This is a genomic window from Maribellus sp. CM-23, assembly GCF_021354595.1.
In the GTDB taxonomy this organism is placed as follows: Bacteria; Bacteroidota; Bacteroidia; order Bacteroidales; family Prolixibacteraceae; genus Draconibacterium.
Window position 1 is genome coordinate 279,883 of the sequence record NZ_JADWYJ010000006.1, and the last position, 22,411, is coordinate 302,293.

Below are 22,411 nucleotides of genomic sequence, written 5' to 3' on the forward strand. Positions count from 1 at the left end.
CAGCTGGGAGAAATTTACAGATAATCCCGGTTGCGTTTTTGTTTTGACTATCCTTGCTGAGGCTTAAGAATATGATCGTAGAAATAACGCATTTCGAGCATTATCTCGTCACGCACCTTCATACATTTGTCTCTGATCTCTTCGTGCGATTTGGAGTTCTTGTATGGGCTGCGAAACCCCAGGTGCATTTTTCTCCGGTACCTGATAGGCGGAATCTTTAGCTCTTCCAGCGTTCCTTCGCCAACGGTGATCAAATAGTCAAATTCACGATTAATGAATTCATCCACACATTTCGGAACACTGGGTTGCAGGTCAATCCCAATATCTTTCATCACTTCAATGGCAATCGGGCTCACATGATCGACAGGATCTAGGCCGGCTGAATAAATTTCCAGGTCTTTGTCCAGACTTTTCAGAATGGCTTCTGCCATTTGGCTGCGGCAGGAATTTCGGTTGCTTAAGAAAAAAACACTTATCCCATGGGCAATATTTTAACGGTTAATTGATTTTTGTGAGCAAACAATATACTGAAAATCACAAAAATAAATAATGCATTATATCTTGAAATAGAATGTGTTATAGATGTTTTTTAGCATGAATGTCTATCGGTTTGGAATAAGCGTACAGATATTTGTGGTATGCTTCATAGCCGGATATGGTGCGGAAGGCAGAGTTTGAATAACAGTTGTAGTTGGCGCTCTTGTTTCAACCCAGGCTTTGATCAGAACAGATTCTTTTAAAACGACTTGACGAATTCCGGATTGCCTTAAACTCAGGAATACAAGCTTAAAAAGATAGATTTATCGTAAAAAAGCACTAAAAATGAACGAATTATCGGGTGGCTTCCATGATTAAAGTGACAGTTAAATTACTGATAGTCAAAAATAAGCAGAATGACGAATTTTTATTTCCATTCAAAAATTGAGTATTAATTCGCTTTTATCTATTTTCGTAGAGGAATGTAGTAAGTACGCTGTCGTTGCGACGGCAAAAAAATCGTTTAAATGGAACCTAAAGATCTAAAAAACTCTGAAGAGTTAAGAAGTCCGGAAAATGAGGACCTTAAGAAAGTGCAGGCAGATGTTGTATCAGACGAAGCGGAAAAAGCGGATGCTGAAGAAACTGTAAAAGAACAGGAATCTGCCGAAGTTGAAGAACCTGCTGTAAATGCTGAAGCCGGGAGTGTGGAAGAGAAAACTGATCAATCAGAAGAAATAATACCAGAGGCGACTGTAGAGGAAGAAAGTGTTTCGGTGAAAGATGAAGTGAAGGAAGACGTTCCTGAATCTACGCCGGAGGAAACAAAAGTATCATCTGCAGAGTCGGAAGAAGAGCCTAAAGAGGAGACAGCTGAAAATCTGCCGGTTGCAGAAGAAAAAGCTGAAGAAGCTCCTTCTGTTGAGAAGCCCGAAAAGCAGGAACAAAAAAAGGAGAGAATAGATTATTCCACTTATACGCAAATAGAATTGGTTAATGCGCTGCGCGATGTTTTGGAAGAGAAAGAGACGCGCGACATCAGATCGGATGTGGAAGCAATAAAAGCCAGTTTTTACAAAATTCTGAAAGATAATGAAGAAGCTGCCCTGGCTAAATTTATTGAAGAGGGTGGGGCAGAAGAAGAATTTCAGGCAGAGGAAGATCCCTACGAAAAAGATATCAAGGAGCTTCTGAAAGATTATCGCCAGATCAGAATTGAGCAGAACAAACTGCTGGAACAAGAGAAAGAAGAAAATCTTAAGAGAAAATACGAGGTAATCGAAAAGATTAAAGGATTGATTAATAACGAGGAATCAATTAACAAAACCTTTAACGAATTCAGGGATCTTCAGCAAGAATGGCGCGACATAGGTTTGGTTCCGCAATCGGAAATGAAAAACCTTTGGGATACTTACCATTTTCATGTAGAGAACTTTTACGATTACATAAAAATCAACCGCGAATTACGCGACCTGGATTTAAAGAAAAACCTGGAGGCCAAAATCAGGTTATGTGAAAGGGCAGAAGAGCTTTTGTTGGATCCGTCGATCATTAAAGCGTTTAATACCCTGCAAAAATACCACGAGCAATGGCGTGAAATTGGTCCGGTTCCAAGAGAACAAAAAGACGATATTTGGGAGCGTTTTAAAGCCGCGACCTCGAAAATTAATAAAAAGCACCAGGAATTTTTTGAAGACCGCAAAGGTGAGCAGAAGAATAACCTGGACGCTAAAACCGCTCTTTGCGAAAAAGTGGAGGAAATTCTTGAAAAAGAAGTAGCTACACACAAAGAATGGGACGATCTTTCAAAAGAACTCATTAATTTACAGAAGGTTTGGCGAACAATTGGTTTTGCACCCAGAAAGGACAACAACCGGATTTACGAACGTTTCCGCACGGCTTGCGACAAGTTTTTTGATGCCAAACGTGATTTCTATTCCAAAAACAAGGAAGAACAACAGAATAATCTTCAATTGAAAATTGATCTGTGCGTGCAGGCAGAAGCCCTGAAAGACAGCATGGATTGGAAAAAAACAACGCAGGATTTTATCAATATTCAAAAGAAATGGAAAGAAATCGGCCCGGTTCCAAGGAAACAATCCGACATAATCTGGAAGCGTTTCAGAACTGCATGCGATTATTTCTTTGACAAAAAATCGGAACATTTCTCGGACGTTGACAGCGAACAAATTGACAACCTGAAAGACAAGGAACAGATAATAGAAGAATTAAAGGCTTTTAAGTCTTCTGATGATGTAGAACAAAATCTGAAGCAATTAAAGCAGTTCCAGCGTCGTTGGTCTGAGATTGGTCATGTTCCATTCAAAAAGAAAGACGAATTACAATCCACCTTCAGAGAACTGATCAATCAATTATACGATGATCTGAATATTGACGAGGAAAAACGAAATATGTTGAAGTTTAGGACGAAAATGAGTAATTACTCAGAATCGTCGAAAGGACAAAACAAAATGCGTTTGGAGCGCGAGAAATATATGACCAAACTGCGACAACTAGAAAACGATTTAGTTTTGCTGGATAACAACATTGGTTTCTTTGCCAAATCGAAAAATGCAGAAGCATTGATCAAAGACGTGAAGAAGAAAATTGAAGTTACCAAACAGAAAATAGAATTTCTGAAAGATAAAATCAGAGTTATTGACGAGTTAGATCACGATGAATAATAGGAAGCCGGTTCGCCGGCTTTTTTGTTTTAAGTGCCGAGAGTTCTGTATTTTGAATTAACGGATGTGAATGACATATGAATATTAAAGTCTCTGAGAATCGCATATAATTTTTGAATAACATAATTGCCCAGAGAAGCAAAATCTGAAAGCGTCGTGCCTGGAGCGTTTTATTTGCCTGAGCGGTTGGCGGAGGCAAGCGAAGAATGAGCGCAGATATAATATTGAATTATAGGAAAAATTTTTGTGAAGGAACACTGAATAAACTTTTACATAAAAGCTGAACCGTTATCAGACTTGAAGCAGTGATATCTGATTTTATGCAAACCATATATGATATAAATATGATTGTCTTATAATTTATATTATGATAAATAGTATAAATGTAAAAATATTGCAATTGTTTTTTAAACTTGAGTCTATTCCCTCTTTGTGTTAAAGGAAAAAAGATTATTTTTGCAATCGATTATTCGAAACGTACAATTCAATAATCATTTCGGGATGTAGCGCAGTCCGGTAGCGTACGTCGTTCGGGACGACGGGGTCGCAGGTTCAAATCCTGTCATCCCGACTTAGACAAAAGTCAAAAAACACCAAAGGCCTGTAAATCAGTTGATTTGCGGGCTTTTTTATTTTTATGAAGTTAAATAACACCATTTAAAACCATCATAAATGTGAACAAAACGGTGAACCAAAATATTTTTTAGATTTGGTTCACCAGAAACGCATAAACGATTATTAACCAATATGTTATGATCATAGTTTTTGGTGCAAGCCTTTTAACACCTCCCCCAGGTAATGTATTTGTATCTCTTGGCTGGCATCTCTTCGTTTGACTTCAATATCAAATAACTGAATATAGAATATTAATTTACTGTTTATTCTTGGCTTAAGATATTTAAAGAAATATATCTCATCATCAGTGCTTCTAATTCCCTCATTAAAAAATGTTTTCCGCATCTTTATCATTGCCGAATTACACAGCCCAATCGCTAACTCAATGAGCATAAAAATATCATGAGCCTGACTTTTCAAGAAGGTTAACTCATCCTCTAGTTTCAGTATTATGTCTTCATAGGCTTTATTCTCCATCGTAAGGATCTTTTAATACAAATCAGTCTATCCAGAATGTTACCCAAATAACGGATTCGCATTGGGGTTGAAAAAAAGTCCCTCTTAATTTCCCATATAATCTTTTATACCAATTGCAATCTGCAATAAATTAGTTTATCTATTTGTCAAGAACTTCACCCAATAAGTCGGCCAATGAACTATCACCTGCAAAATGAATGCATTTTATACTTAGCTCTTTTGCCGGTTTGATATTTTGTATTGAGTCATCAATAAACAAGGTTTCCTGAGGATCTAATCCCGCATCTTCCAACGCATACTGAAATATTTCCATGGAAGGTTTTCTATATCCTACTTCATAAGAATAGTATGTTTTTTCAAATAGTCCCCTAAGTCCATTTTCAAACCGAAATTCCTTTTTAAAAATTTGATCGTAAAGAGAAACGTGAATTTGATTGGTATTACTTAATAGACATAAACGAAAATTCGTTCCTAACTTTTTCAAAATATCAATATTCTCAGGTGGTGTCTTTTTCAGCATTGCAAACCATGCAAAATCTAAATCTTCATCAGTAATACCGGAGCATATGGTTTCTCTAAAAAGTTCTCTGAAATCTGAAGCATTTATTTCACCAACTTCCAAAAGTTGAAATAGCATTGATTGATAATCTTTTCGATAATACTTCCCAAAATCATTTACCCCGAGAGCATTGAACGCATCTATTGTAGCATTAAAATCGATATGAGTAATTACTCCGCCCCAGTCAAATATTATATTTTTAATTTTATATAAATCAATGGTTTTCATAAAACTCATAAATTTTTATTACCACCCCTCCTTGGTTAATAGTTAACTTTGGGATATGGTTTCTTTTTATATTTCAACACCTTCGGTGTCCCTTCATTAACAAACTCAAATTCAGTAACTATGTCTTCTCCACTTATAGTCTGTAGGTTTTTAACCCGATATTTTGCGTTTATAGATTCAGCCTGATAAATCAAGCTATCTGAATTCATAACAATTGTTTGCAAGGATACCGAATTAGCAGGAAACTTCATTTCCTGTGGCATTTTCATTCCTGCTTGACATTGTATACATTCCAGTTCAAAATCGACATCTGAGTTATTATGGAACTGAACGTAACGCTTTTTATTCTCAACAATCATAGGTGGATTTTGAAAGGATACAGCTTTATGAAATAGTTGTTCCAAGTGATTCTTACGACCTACAATTGTATTTTCAAAATAAACAGCTGTTCTACCGGACATTACAGCCTCCTGTATAGCTTCATCTGAATTTTCTTTAGCAAAGATTAAAGTCATCGGTCTATGATATTCCTTATCATGAATCATATCAACAAGTAGATGTACATCAGAACTTCCGGTAATAACCAAATCGTATTCCTTTGCCCATGAAACAGTTTCCGGAAAAAATGTGTGGTGATTATATATTTCAATCCCATCAAGTAAGTTTTGCTCTAAAAGTATCTTATGAATTTCAAAAAATTGTTCATCACCTTTCTTCTGTCCATATCCCGGGTGATTCCACTGAATATAGGCTCCTTGTTTTCTTGCCTCTTTGAGCGCAAAAAATAATTCATCTTTAGCCAAAGAATTTAAATCTTTTGCAAATAACACATTAATATGTCCTGTCGGATTGCCACGGTTTATCTCGACACCTTTAATTAGGGTAATACCTAATCGATCGGCTAAAACCTTTGCTTCATTGAAAGGAGTATTATGGTTGTTAAGATTAATATGATCTGTTAGAAATGACCAACGATAATTGATATGATCTGTTATTGATATAACATCCAAACCATCCCTCCAAGCTTCATACACTCTTATTGTTGGCCAAACTGACCCATCCGAGAATACGGTATGCATATGAAAATCACCTTTTAAAGTAACATATCCAGGAATATTGGGAATATTAATTATTTGTCTTTGTTGTGAAAATGCAAGACTCGCAAGAATGGCAAATATCACAAACATGCTTAAACGTTTCATTATATACTTTTTTTACATTTTAGAATTATTAATACCAGTTGCTATACGGGTATAAAACTGGCCATCTTATGGCAATTATTACCAATAGTTTTTTTCAATCAAGGGACGTATCACCAATTCATCAATAGATGTATTATCGTCATACTGCATCATTGATATTATTGCATCGGCCACACTCTGTGGACTTAAATAGGCTGGCTTATCAGCATTACGGAATGGAGTATTGACACCTCCAGGATAAATTGAACAAACTCGAACATTCTTCTGTCTTACCTCCTTTCTAAACACTTTCAGCAACGCATCAAACCCAGCTTTCGAAGCGGTATATGCTCCAATACCTTCGTTTGAAAAATTGCATACCGTTGATAATATATTGATAAACAACGCTGACTCCTGATTTTGAACACGTTGATAAACTTCTTTCATAAAAATGAATGGTGCGACCATATTCACCTTTATCATCCATTCAAGATCTGATGTTTGGATATCAGCAACATTTGCTTTAGCAGTATTTGCACCTGCACAGTTCACAAGAATATCAATGGTCCCCAATTTTTCGTATACACTTGCCACAAAGCTTATAATTTTACTTTCATTGGAAATATCAAAGGCTTCAAAGTAACCTTTATCAATACCTGCTATTTCTGATATCAGCTTATTCAATTTAAATTCAGATCTACCACAAAAAGCAACATTAGCACCTCTTTCAAACAGTTTTTCTACTAAAGCTTTACCTATTCCGGAGGTTGCGCCTGTAACCAAAATATTCTTTCCTAAAAGCTTATCCATACTCTATACTCTAATTATAGATTAATCTTTAGGTTTGGCATTCCATACCATCAAGGCCAGAACAACTGAAATTATTGCGGCACCCAGCCAAAACCATTTAGCAATAGTAAAATCATAGGTAGAAAAGGTCTCAATTGTAGATTTTCCATTCTCAATTAAAAAACCACTAGCTACATCCTGCAAACCAGCCCCAATGTAACTGGCAATTCCGACTAAACCCAATGCTGCTCCCGAAGCTTTCTTTGAAGCGATATCAATTGCCATTAAACCTCCCAAAAAAGTTATGAGTATTCCAAATGCAAATCCAGAAATAACCATACTAAAAGTATCCATCCATATATTACCGTCCGGATAGAACAGGAAAAGTGTCATAGAAAATATGTTTAACAATCCTGCGATCAGAGCCGGAATATTTCGGCTGCTTTTAAAAACTTTATCCGAAATTATACCAGCCACCACAGTGCCGATTATACCACTTATGGCACTCACCGAAATAATAGAGCTGGCTTCCATATTCGTGTACCCTTTTTGTACTTCGAGATAGAATATTCCCCAACTCTCGATAGCATAACGGCTGATATACATCATTGCACTTGAAATCGCAAGAATCCAGATAAAGGGATTTTTTAGAACTTCTTTTTGGACCGCTCCAACTGATTTATCTTTTGCAGATACTTCAGCATGGTCGTTTTTATAATCGGCAATGGGAGGCAATCCCTTACTCGCCGGACTATCATGAAGAAATATAGATACAATAACTGCACCAGCCAAACCGGCAATTCCTGCGCCATAAAATCCCCATTGCCAACCAAAGATGCTAACGATAAATGCAATTCCGACATAAGTTATGGCTTTGCCAATACTATGGCTAGCACTCCATATTCCATAATAAGTACCACGCTCGCGGTTACTAAACCAGCGTGAAAGTGATACCACACTCGGCGCTGCTCCCATTGACTGAAACCAACCATTTAATCCCCACAGAATAGTAAAAACCCAAAACAAGGAAGTAAAACCTAAAGCCAGGTTAACCAGCGCAGTTAAAAACAAACCAGTTGCCATAAAGCGCTTTATGTTGCTACGGTCAGCCAAAAAACCATTTGTGAGTTTACCTATGGCATAAGTAAAAAAAAGTGCGGAACCTATCATACCAAGTTGCGATTCATCTAATAAACCGGCATCAACCATGGGCTTTTTTACCACATTCAGGCTAAGTCTGCAAACATAAAACAAGCTATAACCAATAGTGGCTGATAAGAAAACAGACCAGCGTGATTTATTGTAAATCTCCCGAACAAATTCCGTATTACGTAAAACAATCTTGCCGGAGGAGGCTGTATAAAATTGTATTATTTCTTTAATCATTATAATGAAATTTAAAGCCCGCCTAAAAGAAAAACATGACGGGCTTTATTAATCTACCCAACTAAACCTATAAAAAATCGGATTTTAATCGTGTAATCCCTTTTCTCTTAAATATTCAATTAAAAGTGCTGGTCGATCCGTTTGTATAATATTCGCACCATGTTCAATTACCCAGCCCCAGGCTTTATCTGGGTGGGCGATACCTAGATCGTCGTAATGATCACCACATAAAGAGTCCCACATGGTGTTCACCCATACACGGCTTCTTTTGTCTTTAATGTTTTTTATAACCTTAAACATTGGCGAATCATCAGAATTGTAAAGAACTTCAAATGCTAAAGGACTGGATTCGGTCAAAAAATCATCAACAAAACCATCAAGCAAGGGAGTGTTCTCAGATATAATTGGCATATAAATTATTTCATCCAATAGAGACCCATATTTTTCCCGAACCTTATCGATTTCGTCTGTACCTTTAAAAATAACTTGATTAGTAGTCCCTGTAGCATGAATAACTTCAAATGCTTTATCCATGTATCCAGAGCATTTATCTAAATTTACAAGTACTTTCCCTTTTACAAGGTGCATTGCTTCCTCCAGTGTAGGAATTTTATGCTTTGTAGCAATTCCACATCCATTTTTTAGTGTAATTGTATTCAACGAGTCCAATGTCCATTCTGAAAGCTTACCTTTTCCGGTTGTAGTACGATCAATTTTAGCGTCGTGCATCAATACCAAGACAGAATCTTTTGTCATTCGCACATCTATTTCCACAATATCAACCCCCATTGCAATGGCATTTTGAATTGCCATTAGCGAGTTTTCCGGAGCATTACGCCAATCTCCACGGTGAGCAGCTACCAGTACATAATCATTGGTTGGAGTGTTAAGATGATTAATTATTTCCTCTAAATGATTCTGATTTTTTTTAAAACCTGATGGATTATTGGAAGAAGCTGATAGACTTAAAGAAAGAACCAGCAAGATTATTGATATCAATTTAAAATTCATAATTCCACTTTTTTTACCACTAACTTTATATGAGGATTCCAATACAAATACGGAATCCCCATATAACTCATAGTAGTAATACTTCAATAAATGCTAATTTACCCTTCCTTGTTGCAATGCTCCATGTCTCTTCATAGCCCATGTAGAATTTGCAATTCCTTCAAGACCTGTATAGATTGAATAAAATCCAGGACTTGATAACGTCCCTATATAAGCAACGCCATCAGTACCAATTACCGGAGATGAAAACATCTGTCCATCCAGAGTTAATTTCCAATTTACACTTCCATCAGTTGGATTCAACGAATAGAAATTAAAATCTTCGGATCCCAATAATATGGTACCATCTACAGCAATCGCAGCACTTGCATAAATGTATCTGCCTCCATCAGTAAATTGCCACTTTAAATTGCCATTCGGAGAAAAAGCATAAAAAATTGCGTCTTTTGCGCCTGCATAAATAGTTCCATCTTCTGCAAGGACTGCATTCCCAATACACTCAAGTCCCAAATCATAACTCCATTGTTGAGTTCCATCAGGATTTACTGCATAAAACTTACTGTTCTCATTAGCATCATCACCAACATAAATAGTACCATCGCTGCCTATTACAGGTGAACATTCTACTGCTCCACCTGTTAAAAATTCCCATTTTTTTGTTCCATCAGGATTCAAGGCATATAAATTCATATCGTGCGAACCAATATAAATTGTCCCATCTGCTGCAATCGCTGGAGAAGATTTCACATCACTTCCAGTAGTAAATGACCATTTTTGCGTACCATCAGGATTTATGGCATAAACATTGTCATCTTGAGAACCAATATAAATGGTTCCATCCGACCCAATTGCAGGGGAGCCAAATACCCTGTTGCCAGTTGCAAATGCCCATTTCTCCGTGCCATCCGGGTTCAAAGCATATAAATTCCCGGAATATGATCCAACATAAATGGTTCCGTCATCTCCGATTGCCGGGCATGAACCATAAATATCATCGCCATCACTACCACAAAGGAATTCCCATTTTTTGGTCCCTTCAGGATTTAAGGCATGCAAATAACCTTTGGTGTCACCGGCATATATGGTTCCATCACTTGCAATTGCCGGAGAAGATGTTTTTATATGATCATTTGGCGTATATTTCCAAATTACTCCAATTACTTTTGCATCAACAGATACTTCATAATTTTCTCCATTATCATCAGAAAAACTCAATTTAACCGTGTATTTACCTCCTGATGAATAATTGTGAGTCGGATTTTGTTCTGTAGAAGTGATACCATCCCCAAAATCCCAACTCCAGGATGTTGCTGTTGATACAGGCAAGTATGCCGGGTTAAACGTAAATGTAATATCGTTGCCAGCAAAAATTTGATCTGTGCTAATATTAAAAGCATCAACATCTCCGGGAGTAGCCATTTTGCTAACTAGTTCGGAAGTTGTCCCATCACTGTATTGACAAAGCATTTCAAAAGTATATTCCTCTCCATTTGTTAGACCTTGCAGGGTATAGGATGTTTTATCCAGCCCAAATGTCAAGCTGCCATTATCAGGTTGCCATGATAACTTATATCCATCAAGGTCTTCACGCTTTGGTTTTTCCCATATCAGTACAGAAAAACCATTACCAGCAAGCGCTTCGAATTTTAATTCATCAACCGGTTCAGTTATTGCTTTGCTGATCCCAGACATCCCGGTTTCCCCATAATCACCCTGTATATTGAAAGTATATTTAGTGCCGTTTTTCAAACCTTTAACAACATAGCTAGTCAGATTTTTTTGTATTTTCTCTTCACCTCCATCCGGAGACCATTTTAATACAATTTGTTCTAAATTATCGTTAGAAGGTTTTTCCCAAGTGAGTGTTACTTGTTCATGTCCTGCAACCGCCTGAACGTTTTTAGCAATATCAAGTAAATAATTTGCTTCGGGCAAGAGTTCATCCTTGCAATTTACCAGGGCAAAAATTGCCATAAATACGAACGCTATTTGTATTATATTTTTTTTCATTTCATTTATCTTTTCTGGTTAATCCATTTAATTAAATCTATTTTTAGCTCTACGGATCCAAAGGATCTGAAGCATCTGCATGTAGAGCTATTACTTTTGGCAAGAATTCGACATCGTTTATCGAAATCCGGTTTTTAAGTTCCACCGGCATATAGCCAAAATGTTTAAAACATGTATTGTAATAATTATTACTTACCACATAGTCAATATGACTTTCGGTTGCTGTTACTATCGATTTTTTATCAGCGGGAATATCATACCTAAAAATGTACCTTGAACCATTTCTTAAATTTGTGGTCGTGTGGCGACCATGAGGCTCCACCACGATTGCCTTTCCCGGTACATTATGGTACTTAATCATCCACTTTTTCATTTCTACGGACTCATAATAAGGAGTCTGAAATGGATAAATATTTGCTCCAGAGATAATGATAAGTGGTGCTTTTTGATTGTGATAACGATCAGCAGCAAGTTTTACCCGAATCTTAGCACTTTCACTAATTCTGACATCATCACCCGAAGAGTTTGGCGAATCACCAAGTACTAAAATCGATGCATAGGGATAGTCATCCCAATTAATTGATGGAATATAGGCAACTACTTCTCTATTCTCTCCATCTTCAAGTGGCTCATACTTGCCCGCTTCATCGCGATTATTAAGCTCTAGTAGTTCCAGTGAAAAATGTAAGGCTGGCTCAAAGAATAATGACAAACTTGTTTTATCCTGAACCATTTTCATAATTATTTCTAGTACTTTTTGCCTGTACTCTTCACTATTAACATCATAAGCCGGACCATCGCTTACTTTATCCCGAGGCTCCTCCCCTAGTACATATTCTCTAATGATATTATTGATCCCTTCACATGCATCAATCCAAGCCAGTTCAAGCATTCTGCCGTTTGAAACAGAAGCATATTTCTGGAATACACCTGAAGGTCTTGCATGCTTTGTGATCAACATATCCAGATTTGTTGAAGTATCTACCAAATCACCTAAATATGAAGAAATGTCATTCATCTCCTCTTTTGTAATCCTTAGGTTATCAACGACCTGAACAACTGTACTATTATGATTATTTGCCAAACTTTCCACTTTACTCATGAAACTTTCTTTAATTTCTGAAAGCATTGTATCTTTCTCTAACTCTGAACTAACATTAGATAGCTCTTGCATTAGAGTTAAAAGATAAAAGTTGCGATCCTGCACATATGAACCACTTTTTAGAAAGCTATAACTTCTGTCGAAATCTATCTTTTCTTTCTTTCCTGATTCAGGTTCAAGCTCAGGCACAGCACTTTCGCCTTCATTGCATTTACAGAATATGAGGCATAATAATGAAAGAATAATGATAACATTTATCTTATTCATTGTATTGACTATTATAGTAAGTAGGCTGAATAGAAGCTAATCGGCAAAATGCCGATTAAAGCTTCCTTATTTTGTTAATTATACCCTGGGTTCTGATCAAAGATATCCTTGTTGTTCATCTTTTCTATTTCGGTTTGAGGTACCGGAAAGATGTAACGGAATTCATCAACGTCGATTCCGTTTTTAGACATTTCACTTTTAGCAGTTCCTGTACGTACAAGGTCGAACCAACGATGTCCTTCAAATGGGAATTCAAGTTGACGTTCCTTTAGAATTGCATTCCTAAACGTAGTCTGATCATGTAGATCAGTAGATGTCAGAGCACTTAACCCTGCCCTTTCATGAACCTCATTCAGGTATTTAAAAGCATCCCCACTAGCATTATATCCAATTTCATTTAATGCTTCTGCATACATTAACAATACATCTGCATAACGTAAGATAATGTAATCATTTCCAACTTTTTTTGTTGTAGCAGAAGATTCGTCATAAAACTTCTTTAGTTTGAATGCAGCACCTAATTGTGTATATTCAATAAGGTTTTTACGATCATCTGATGCATCATACGCATTTTTTAATACTTCAGTAATGGGTGAAATTGAGACATCAGAAATAGTAAACCAATCACCATGTCCTTCATCAATTACTTCTTTATTAAACCGTATAGCAAAAATTATTTCACTATTCATTTTATTGGTTACACTAAATACATCAGCGACACTATTCTGCAAAGAATATGCGCCTAATAATTGATCAAGAGTACTCTTTGCTTCTGAGTATTTCTTTTGCGTAAGATAAACTTTACCTAATAGTGCTTTTGCTGAGCCAGAAGTTGCCCTTCCAACATCTTCTCCTGAATATGAAGCAGGGAGTTGACTAATTGCTTTTAATAAATCATCTTCAATAGATTCATAGACTTTACTGACTTCGGAACGACCAATACTTAAAGCTTCTTCCGGACTAACAGGTTCTAAAATTATTGGAACTTTCCCAAAAAATCTTACCAGGTTAAAATAGGTTAATGCTCTCAGAAAACGAGCTTCCCCGTCATATTGATCTTTTGCACTAAAATCCTTACTTTCAAGGCGGCTAATAACTTCGTTGCAACGCAAAATGCCGTTATAATATATTGCCCAAGCATCAAGTAAAATTCCGTTGGCTGAAGTCTCCTGAAACTTATCCAAATTATACCTGTCTTGAGTTCCGGCAGTAGGAGCCGAAAGTTCAATATTATCTGAACGGTATTCAACCATCTCAAAATAAATGTCAACCTCTGATTGTAGTTTGGCATATGCAGCAATCAAAGCCGTATTAAAATCATTTGCATTTTTGTAGAAGTTTCCTACGTTCGCCTCATCATGAGGAGCAAGATCTAAAAATCCTTCTTCACATGCATTAAGTGAAAAAATAGCTATTATTATTATTATAAATATCTTTTTCATGATTATCCTTCTTTAAGATTAGAAATTAATGTTTAATCCCATGGTTACAGTTCTCGGTAGTGGATAAGTACCATAATCAACTCCTGGGGTCAAAGAGCTGCCATCATAAAGATTTACTTCGGGATTATAACCTGAGTAATCAGTAATTGTCAGTAGATTCTGTCCTGTGACATAAATTCTTGCTCTATCAATTTTAATCTTTGAGGTTAATGTCTTAGGCAACGTATAACCAAGAGTTACATTTTGTAATCGGATGTATGAACCATCTTCAATATGCCATGTTGAAGTTCGTCCATTATTCCCTTTACTTTTCCTGTTAGCCCGGTTTGTATTTCCATCCCCAGGGTTTTCTTCTGATATCCACCTGTTCAAGGCAATAGCTGAATTATTGAAGTTTCCTTCCATATTATAGTTATATCGCCTTAGCAGATGCAAAATTTCGTTCCCTTGTACTCCTTGAACATTGAAGTTAACGTCGATACCTTTGTATTTTAAACTTGATGAGAAACCATATGTAAAATCGGGAGCATAATTTCCGACAATAGTTCTATCATTATTTACGTCCATAACTCCGTCTTTATCAACATCAACAAACCGGAAATCGCCAACCTGAGTATTATCAAAATGAGGATATTTATCTAATTCTTCCTGATTCTTAAATACTCCATCCTGAACCAGCAAATAATAAGAACCTATTCTTTCTCCAACCTGGGTTATAAAATAAGCATGTCCGGTTCCGGCAGTTGTAATAATAGGTGCATTCTCTGGCCCCAAGGCTTTTACTTCATTCTTATTGGTAGAGAAATTTAAAGATGCTGTCCAATCAACCTTCCCAATTTTATTTCTTGTTGTTAAAGTAAATTCCCAGCCAGAATTATTTACTTTTCCAATATTCTGTCTTGCTGAACCAAAGCCAGTTGTAAATGGAACAGGAACATTTAGCAATAAATCCGAAGTGTTACTATTATACCAATCAGCTTCAATATTTATCCGGTCTCTAAACAAACCAATATCAATTCCAATATCCAACATTGCTGTTTTTTCCCAACCTAAATCGGCATTTTCAACGTTAGACGGTTTTAGTCCATTTACTCCCTGACCATCACCAGAGCCAAGTACATAGTTATCTTTACTAACGCGTGAGATATGTTCGTAGTTACCTATTTGGAAATTACCAGTCATACCATAACTTGCCCTTAATTTCAAGTTACTTATTGTACGGATACCTTTCAAAAATTCCTCTTCTGTAACTCTCCATCCCACTGAGGATGAGGGAAAATACCCCCACTTGTTATTTTCGCCAAACCTTGATGAACCATCTGCCCTTATAGCAGCAGTTAAAAGATATTTTCCTTTATAGTCGTACTGAATCCTTCCCAATACAGACAATAATGACCATTCTGAGATACCAGATGTTCCATCTGTTACTGTACCTGCACCGATGGTGTGGACTAAATCATTAGGAAAATTTGTTGCTTCTACTCTATGGTTATTGCGATAATTTTTTTGTGATGAGAATCCAGCTAAACCTCTTAGATTATGATCTCCAATTCTTTTCGCATAACTTAAAGTATGTTCCAGAACCCAATTTATATAATATGTAGTACTTGCCCAACCAATTGGATTTGAGGGCTCATCATAGTATTTCCAACCGCGTGTTGGCAATGTTGAAGGACGATAATAATCTGCATGATAATGGTTGTAGGTAATCCCAGTTGAAAGTTTATATTTGAGACCTTCTAAAAGTTCATATTCAAGATAACCATTCCCAATCAGGTTGGCATGATTAACTTTATTTTCTTCTAAATTAGCCTGAGCAACAGGATTTATAATTTCATTATGTTGATAGTCTGTACCAATTCTCCAAAATCCATTCCCATCAAAATTATATGAACCATCTTCGTTATAAACTGGCCATGTAGGAGACATTCCTAGTGCAGCTGCTACTATTCCCTCCTCAGAATAAGGGCCATAAGCATCAACTACATTTTCAGATGTAAAGGATGGATTAAACTTGACGCCTACTTTTAGTTTATTAAATTTGGCATCCAAATTTAAACGAATCCCATACTTTTTATAGTCTGAATTGATTATTATTCCTTCCTGATCGAAATAGTTTGCAGAGATAAAGTATTTGATATTTTCAGAACCTCCTGAAAAAGAGAGAGTATGTTTTGATAGCGGAGAGGTTCTAAATATTTGATCTTGCCAATCAGTATTTGTTAATCCAGGTTTACCTTCAAGATAAGATAATAATTCCGGCGGTATTTTCATCCATCCTTCTTTACGAACTTCATTAGGATCGTTAACACTTCCGTTAGGTACAGCATCTAAATATGCATTATTATGCCCATCACGTGATAACTCTGCGTACTGATATGCATCAAGCATATCAATTGTTTTTGAAGCTTCCTGCAATCCAAAAGAGGCATCATAACTAATTCGCATCTTACCGGTTTTTCCACTTTTGGTTGTTATAATAACAACACCATTTGATCCGCGAGAGCCATAAATAGCTGCTGCTGAAGCATCTTTTAACACTTCAATCGATTCAATATCGTCGACATTTACGGACTCAACAGCCTGTGCTCCTCTATCTGCGGGTATACCATCAATAACGTATAGGGGATCGTTACCTGCCGTTATCGAACCAGTCCCCCTTACTTTAATTGTCAATGCTGCTCCTGGTTCTCCTGTAGTTTGCAGAACTTGTACCCCGGCCATCTTTCCTGCCAATGCCTGATCGAAACCAGATACAGATAAATCCTGTAAATCTTCCGCTTTGACAGAAGCAATAGAAGTAGTTACGTCTCTTTTATTTTGGACACCGTACCCTATTGCTACAACTTCCTCTAGACCAACCATATCCGCTTTCATTGAAGCATTGACTTGAGTTTGGTTACCAATAGCTAGTTCTTGGCTTTTCATTCCCACAAAAGAGAAAACAAGAATTTCCGCATTATTTGGAATCTCCAGGCTATAATTGCCATCCATATCCGTTGTAACCCCAAGCGTTGTTCCTTTTACTACAACCGATGCTCCCGGAAGTGATTCTCCATTTTCATCGCTTACTTTACCTGTAATGACACGCTTTTGAGGCTCATCAACTTCTGAACCTACATCTTGAAGGTGTTTTTCTTCCGTATTTACCTTTGATTTATCAAAACCAACGAGAATCTGCCTATCCTCAATTTGATAAGTATTACCTGTATTTTCGAATAACTCATCAAGGACTTCATTGATTGCCTTACCTTCTATCTCAATACTTACTACACGGTTTAAATCGATGATTTGATCCTGATAGAAAAATATATATTCGCTTTGGTTTTCAATTGCATCGAAAATTTTCTCAATAGTTACCGATTTCAAATTAATAGTTAATCTAGCAGTCTGCGAATAAGAGTTTGCACCCACTGAAACAAAGGAGGTAATAAGAAGTAGTATAATTAACCTCATAATTAAAAATAATTTCTTTAGTTCCAGTAAGGAACTACCATCAACATTTTTTTTCATAAATTTGAATGTTAAAAGTTAATATTGGACCTAATGGTCTAGTTAAATTTTTCATAACCGGGTAATGTCTGCAACACATTTCCCGGTTTTTAATTCCTATTTTGTTTATTACATAAGCATTAGTTTTTGATTCGTATTATATCATGTTCAGTTTCAACCGTTAATGATGAAGTATAGGCGATTGAGTTTAGTACATTTTGGACATCCTCCTTTAAATCAAGTTTACCGGAAAATGTGATATTGCTCAGATCACCATCAAGAATAATATCACTATTGTAATATCTTCCTATCTTCTTAATTACTTCATTAACAGGATCATTTTCACAAATAATGTAGCCATGTATCCATGAAGTATATTGTTCTGTATCGATTTTACTTGTACTAATTGATTCTGATTCTTTGTCAAACAGTGCACTTTCTCCGGGAGATATATCAATACTTTTACTAAAACGTACTTTTTTGCTTACACTCACAGCTCCTTCTACCAAAACAGTTTGTGTGAAATTATCATCAGAATAGGCAGAAACATTAAATTCGGTTCCGGTTACCATGATATCTACATCTGGAGTATAAACAATAAATGGATGTTCCTTATCCTTTACTACATCAAAAAATGCCTCGCCTGTCAAATAAACTTCCCTTTTCTTTCCATCAAAAGAAACCGGAAAAGAAAGTTGACTTCCTGCATTCACATAAACTGTAGTACCGTCTGGCAATTGCAAACTGGTTTGTTGGCCATAAGGCATAACAACTTTTATAAATTTTTCTTGAGATTGTTGAAGATTAGCGCTGTTTAATGTATCCTTATTGACAATAATTTCTCCGGCAGATGCTATTTTAATTTCCGATTCTTTTTGCGGAATAGAACTGACGGATCCATCGGGTAAGATAATCCTAGCTTCATTATACTGTTCTGTTTTATTTTCTGCAAAATTGAATTTCGGGGCTTTTTGAATTTTTGGAATAAGAAGTGAGATACCTACAAGCATGATAAATACAGCTGCCCACCACCAAACAGCTTGGAGACTGATTTTTCTGACTTTTGCTTGTTTTGCTTTATTCCAAACCAGATCAAGTCTTTCTTGTGGGATTGGTTTTTCGACTGCCTTTAACGATTGAATAAATGCTACAGCTTCATTGATTGCTCCCTCTTTCTCTGGGAATTGCTGGATCACATTTTTCCAGAAGTGATCAGATTCTACAGTGGAATTTAACACCCACTGAATAAAATCTGAATCTGTTACAAATTGATCGAAGTTATAGTTCTTATATTTTTTCATATAATCTCGTTCTACACCTTATAAAGACATAGAGCTCGATTACATCATCACTTTTTGTAAGCTTTTCTCTGATTTTTTCCTAAACTACTCAAGAACAATATCTTTTTTTAAAGAAAAGATATAATAATATTCCTGAATTTTTTATTTCCTCACGTAAAGATTTTATAGCTTTATAAATAACATTTCTACAGGATTCAATACTCATCTTCATAATTCCTGCAATCTCATCATATTCTAACCCTTTCGTGTAACGTAGATAGATTGCCTCCTTTTGACGAGCGGTTAGTTTACTAATTCCTTGTAACAACAATTGCTGGTTAATTTGTGCTTCTTCTGATTCTATGATTTTATGCTCGGCAGAAAACAGTATCTCAAATTGATATTCATCAACTTCCCTTGTTTGAATTTTTTTTTCCCTTTCCATTAAACGAATAAGGTTATTGCGAAATGCCCTCATTAGATAAATTTGAGGATCGGCAGATTTACTAAAGTTTTTAGAATTTGTAAGTATGCGTGAAAACAGATCTTGAATACAATCTTCAATAAGTTGTGTATTTTGAGTAAATTTAAGCCCATACTGATAAAGCGAGTGGGAATAATCAAGGTACACTTTCTCGATCACTGTTATATTACCCTGCCTTACCTTATTCCAAAGTTTATATTGATCGTCATAATTATTACTGATCATCATAAGTCTTTTGTCTGATCTATATGCGAAAGTAAACATTTTAATAAATCTGGTTCTAATTTATAAAGCCAAAATATGAATAGCGCAATCCAATGTCTTATCGCAAAATAATCAATAAATTATTAAAATCTATTTACATACAAACTAATAAGTCAAGCTGCCTTAATGCCTTATTAAATTTGCGGTTAGCTATTACAAATATGACAATTCTGATTCTCAAAACTTAAAGGAAAGACCAAGAATTTGAATTAATAGAAAAACATTTCATAAATGACAAAGTAGGATTATCGTATATTAATGCTAACAAGTTTATAGCATTAAATAAACGGTGGAAGAAGTAGTAAAAGTCAATAAAACAAAATGCAGTATAGCTATAGAATAGGATTGTTATCCAGTTTTCATTTCTTTGATAATTGTAAAAATAAAGAATATCATTTCAATATTTATAGCTATACCCTTTCATGCAGTGTAAGGGAAGATTGTATACTGACTTCTTCGAAACTTATTAAACGATTTTTAATAGTTTATTAGTCAAATTCTGTATGTTGAGACAAAACTAATTTGATCAAGATAAAATAAGGGCTTTATGGAGAATAATGTTTGAATATTACATAAGATGCTGATTTTGGAATAAAAAAAAGCATGAAGTCGTCTTTTTCGGGACACACCTATTATGTTAATTTAAGCTTTCTTACATTTTTTGTATCAAAACTCATTTCTTATTTTAAGATTATAACTCAAAGCGCGGCAGTAAATTTATAAGAGATTATTTCAAGAACACGTTGTTTTTTCCTATCAATTTTATCTATTTTTATATCATAAAAGAAAAGTTCCTTAAATGTAAACTAAACGGTGAACCAGAAAAACAAGACTTCAGTAATCAGCTAATAAAGAAACACTAAGAAGATCGAATTGCAATCATGTCATCCCGACTAAATTTAAAAAATAAGAGCCTGTATATCTAATGATTTACAGGCTTTTTGTTTTCAAAAGGTTGAATATCTCAGCTTCCTTTACATCAAGTCAACTCATTCTCAATAAACGCCCCAAATTTTTTATACTTCTCATACAATGCTTTGTATTCCCCAACATTCTCCGGAATCGGATGATATTCCATTTCAAATCCGCCTCCCATTTTGTCCTGAGCCTCTTTAAGGCTGGGATAAACACCGGCAGCCACCGATGCAGCCATTGCTGTTCCAAGGGCACAAGCTTGTTCCGAGCGGGCCACTTTAATGGGCATATCTAAAACATCGGCCACAATTTGCATAACCAAAGGAGACTTTTTAGCGACTCCTCCCAATGCGATCACACCATCGATGCGAATACCTTCCGAAATAAAACGGTCGTTAATTGCTTTTGAGCCAAATGCAGTTGCTTCAACCAGAGCTCTGAAAATCCGTGGGGCATCGGAGCCTAAATTTAACCCGGCAATAGCACCTTTCAAAGCCTGGTTGGCATCCGGCGTGCGACGACCGTTCATCCAATCCAAAGCAACAATTCCACTTTCAGCAATCGGTATTTTAAAAGCTTCTTCGCTTAGTTTTGCGATTATTTTATCTGAAGTTTCAACTATAAGCTTTTGTTTTGTTGCTTCATCCAGTAACTCAGAATCAGCAAGGATATTTTTCATTGGCCACTCCAGCAAACGACGGAACCAGGCATAGATATCTCCAAAAGCTGATTGACCTGCCTCCAGGCCCATCATTCCCGGAACAATGGAACCATCCACTTGTCCGCAAATTCCTTTTACCAGTTTGTCGCCAACTTCTTCCATTGGAGCAATCAGCATGTCGCAGGTTGAAGTTCCCATCACTTTTGAAACATAGTAAGGTTCTATTTGTGCGCCAACAGCCCCCAGATGCGCATCAAAGGCTCCTACCCCAATTACCACGTTGGATGACAAGCCCAGTTTTTGCGCCCATTTTTCAGATAATGTTCCGGCGGCAACATCGCAAGTGTAAGTTTCCTTAAACAAGCGCTCTTTTAACCCGGTAAGCTTTGGATCTAGCCCTACCAAAAATTCTTCTGATGGCAAACCTCCAAAAGCTTCATGCCACATGGCTTTATGACCCGCTGCACAGCGGCTTCTTTTTAAAGTACCGGGATTTGTATTTCCCGTGAGTATGGCGGTAATCCAGTCGCAATGCTCTACCCAGGAATAGGCTGTCTTATAAACTTCTTCGTCTTCCCGAATAACATGTAACAATTTTGCCCAAAACCATTCGGAAGAATAAATACCGCCTTCATATTTTGTAAAGTCTATGTTCCATTTTTTGGAGAGTACATTTATTTCATCCGCCTCTTTTACTGCCGTATGATCTTTCCAGAGTACAAACATGGCATTGGGATTCTCTTCAAACCCCGGAGTTAATGAAAGCGGAGTTCCTGTTTCGTTCACTGCAACCGGTGTTGAGCCGGTAGTATCAACCGAAATACCGACTACATTTCGGGCAACATGTTCTGGTACCTGTTTTAACGCTTCAACAATCGTGTACTCCAATCCTTCCAGGTAATCCAGGGGATGCTGGCGAAACTGATTTTTGGGTGCATCACAATATTTGCCTTCTTTCCAACGCGGGTATTCGAAAACAACGCTGGCAATTTCTTCACCGTTTTCAGTATTTACGATTAATGAACGCACGGAGTCCGAACCGTAATCCAGTCCAATTGTATATTTTGACATTCTGATTGATTTTTGA

At 36.4% G+C, this 22,411-nt stretch carries 15 protein-coding genes and 1 tRNA gene; 2 read left to right on the plus strand and 14 right to left on the minus strand.

The window, feature by feature from the left end; all coding sequences use genetic code 11:
- Positions 1-47: 47 nt before the first annotated feature.
- Positions 48-488: a hypothetical protein gene (locus INQ51_RS19905; RefSeq protein ID WP_317207976.1), complete on the minus strand. Its 441-nt coding sequence runs from the start codon at positions 486-488 to the stop codon at positions 48-50.
- 516 nt (positions 489-1,004) lie between these two features.
- Here INQ51_RS19905 and INQ51_RS19910 point away from each other — a divergent pair.
- Complete coding sequence (locus INQ51_RS19910; protein ID WP_233379748.1) at positions 1,005-3,161, plus strand: DUF349 domain-containing protein; 2,157 nt, start codon at positions 1,005-1,007, stop codon at positions 3,159-3,161.
- A gap of 497 nt (positions 3,162-3,658) precedes the next feature.
- Positions 3,659-3,732 (plus strand) — tRNA-Pro (locus INQ51_RS19915).
- A gap of 185 nt (positions 3,733-3,917) precedes the next feature.
- On the opposite strand, the gene INQ51_RS19920 is transcribed toward INQ51_RS19915, so the two are convergent.
- From INQ51_RS19920 to INQ51_RS19980, 13 genes are all read right to left on the minus strand, one after another.
- The gene (locus tag INQ51_RS19920; protein WP_233379749.1) at positions 3,918-4,253 is read right to left on the minus strand and encodes an RteC domain-containing protein; all 336 of its coding nucleotides are present in this window, start codon (positions 4,251-4,253) and stop codon (positions 3,918-3,920) included.
- A gap of 139 nt (positions 4,254-4,392) precedes the next feature.
- The gene (locus INQ51_RS19925; protein ID WP_233379750.1) at positions 4,393-5,040 is read right to left on the minus strand and encodes an HAD family hydrolase; all 648 of its coding nucleotides are present in this window, start codon (positions 5,038-5,040) and stop codon (positions 4,393-4,395) included.
- A 35-nt stretch (positions 5,041-5,075) separates the two neighbouring features.
- On the minus strand, positions 5,076-6,242 hold the full coding sequence (locus INQ51_RS19930) for an Sb-PDE family phosphodiesterase (protein WP_233379751.1): 1,167 nt from the start codon (positions 6,240-6,242) through the stop codon (positions 5,076-5,078).
- A gap of 78 nt (positions 6,243-6,320) precedes the next feature.
- On the minus strand, positions 6,321-7,031 hold the full coding sequence (locus INQ51_RS19935; RefSeq protein WP_233379752.1) for an SDR family oxidoreductase: 711 nt from the start codon (positions 7,029-7,031) through the stop codon (positions 6,321-6,323).
- A gap of 21 nt (positions 7,032-7,052) precedes the next feature.
- Complete coding sequence (locus INQ51_RS19940; RefSeq protein ID WP_233379753.1) at positions 7,053-8,396, minus strand: MFS transporter; 1,344 nt, start codon at positions 8,394-8,396, stop codon at positions 7,053-7,055.
- Between the two features lie 84 nt (positions 8,397-8,480).
- Positions 8,481-9,407, minus strand: a complete 927-nt coding sequence (locus tag INQ51_RS19945) for a glycerophosphodiester phosphodiesterase family protein (protein ID WP_233379754.1) — start codon at positions 9,405-9,407, stop codon at positions 8,481-8,483.
- 93 nt (positions 9,408-9,500) lie between these two features.
- Entirely contained in the window at positions 9,501-11,417 is a 1,917-nt protein-coding gene (locus INQ51_RS19950; RefSeq protein ID WP_233379755.1) for a PQQ-binding-like beta-propeller repeat protein, read from the minus strand.
- A gap of 49 nt (positions 11,418-11,466) precedes the next feature.
- Positions 11,467-12,786, minus strand: a complete 1,320-nt coding sequence (locus tag INQ51_RS19955; protein ID WP_233379756.1) for a YdcF family protein — start codon at positions 12,784-12,786, stop codon at positions 11,467-11,469.
- Between the two features lie 74 nt (positions 12,787-12,860).
- Complete coding sequence (locus INQ51_RS19960; protein WP_233379757.1) at positions 12,861-14,228, minus strand: RagB/SusD family nutrient uptake outer membrane protein; 1,368 nt, start codon at positions 14,226-14,228, stop codon at positions 12,861-12,863.
- Positions 14,229-14,246: 18 nt separating this feature from the next.
- Entirely contained in the window at positions 14,247-17,741 is a 3,495-nt protein-coding gene (locus INQ51_RS19965; RefSeq protein ID WP_233379758.1) for a TonB-dependent receptor, read from the minus strand.
- A 119-nt stretch (positions 17,742-17,860) separates the two neighbouring features.
- A complete protein-coding gene (locus INQ51_RS19970; RefSeq protein WP_233379759.1) occupies positions 17,861-19,021 on the minus strand; it encodes a FecR family protein in 1,161 nt (386 codons plus the stop codon).
- Positions 19,022-19,109: 88 nt separating this feature from the next.
- Positions 19,110-19,712, minus strand: coding sequence for an RNA polymerase sigma factor (locus INQ51_RS19975; RefSeq protein ID WP_233379760.1), 603 nt, complete (start codon positions 19,710-19,712; stop codon positions 19,110-19,112).
- Between the two features lie 1,015 nt (positions 19,713-20,727).
- The gene (locus INQ51_RS19980; RefSeq protein WP_233379761.1) at positions 20,728-22,395 is read right to left on the minus strand and encodes a ribulokinase; all 1,668 of its coding nucleotides are present in this window, start codon (positions 22,393-22,395) and stop codon (positions 20,728-20,730) included.
- Positions 22,396-22,411: the final 16 nt, after the last annotated feature.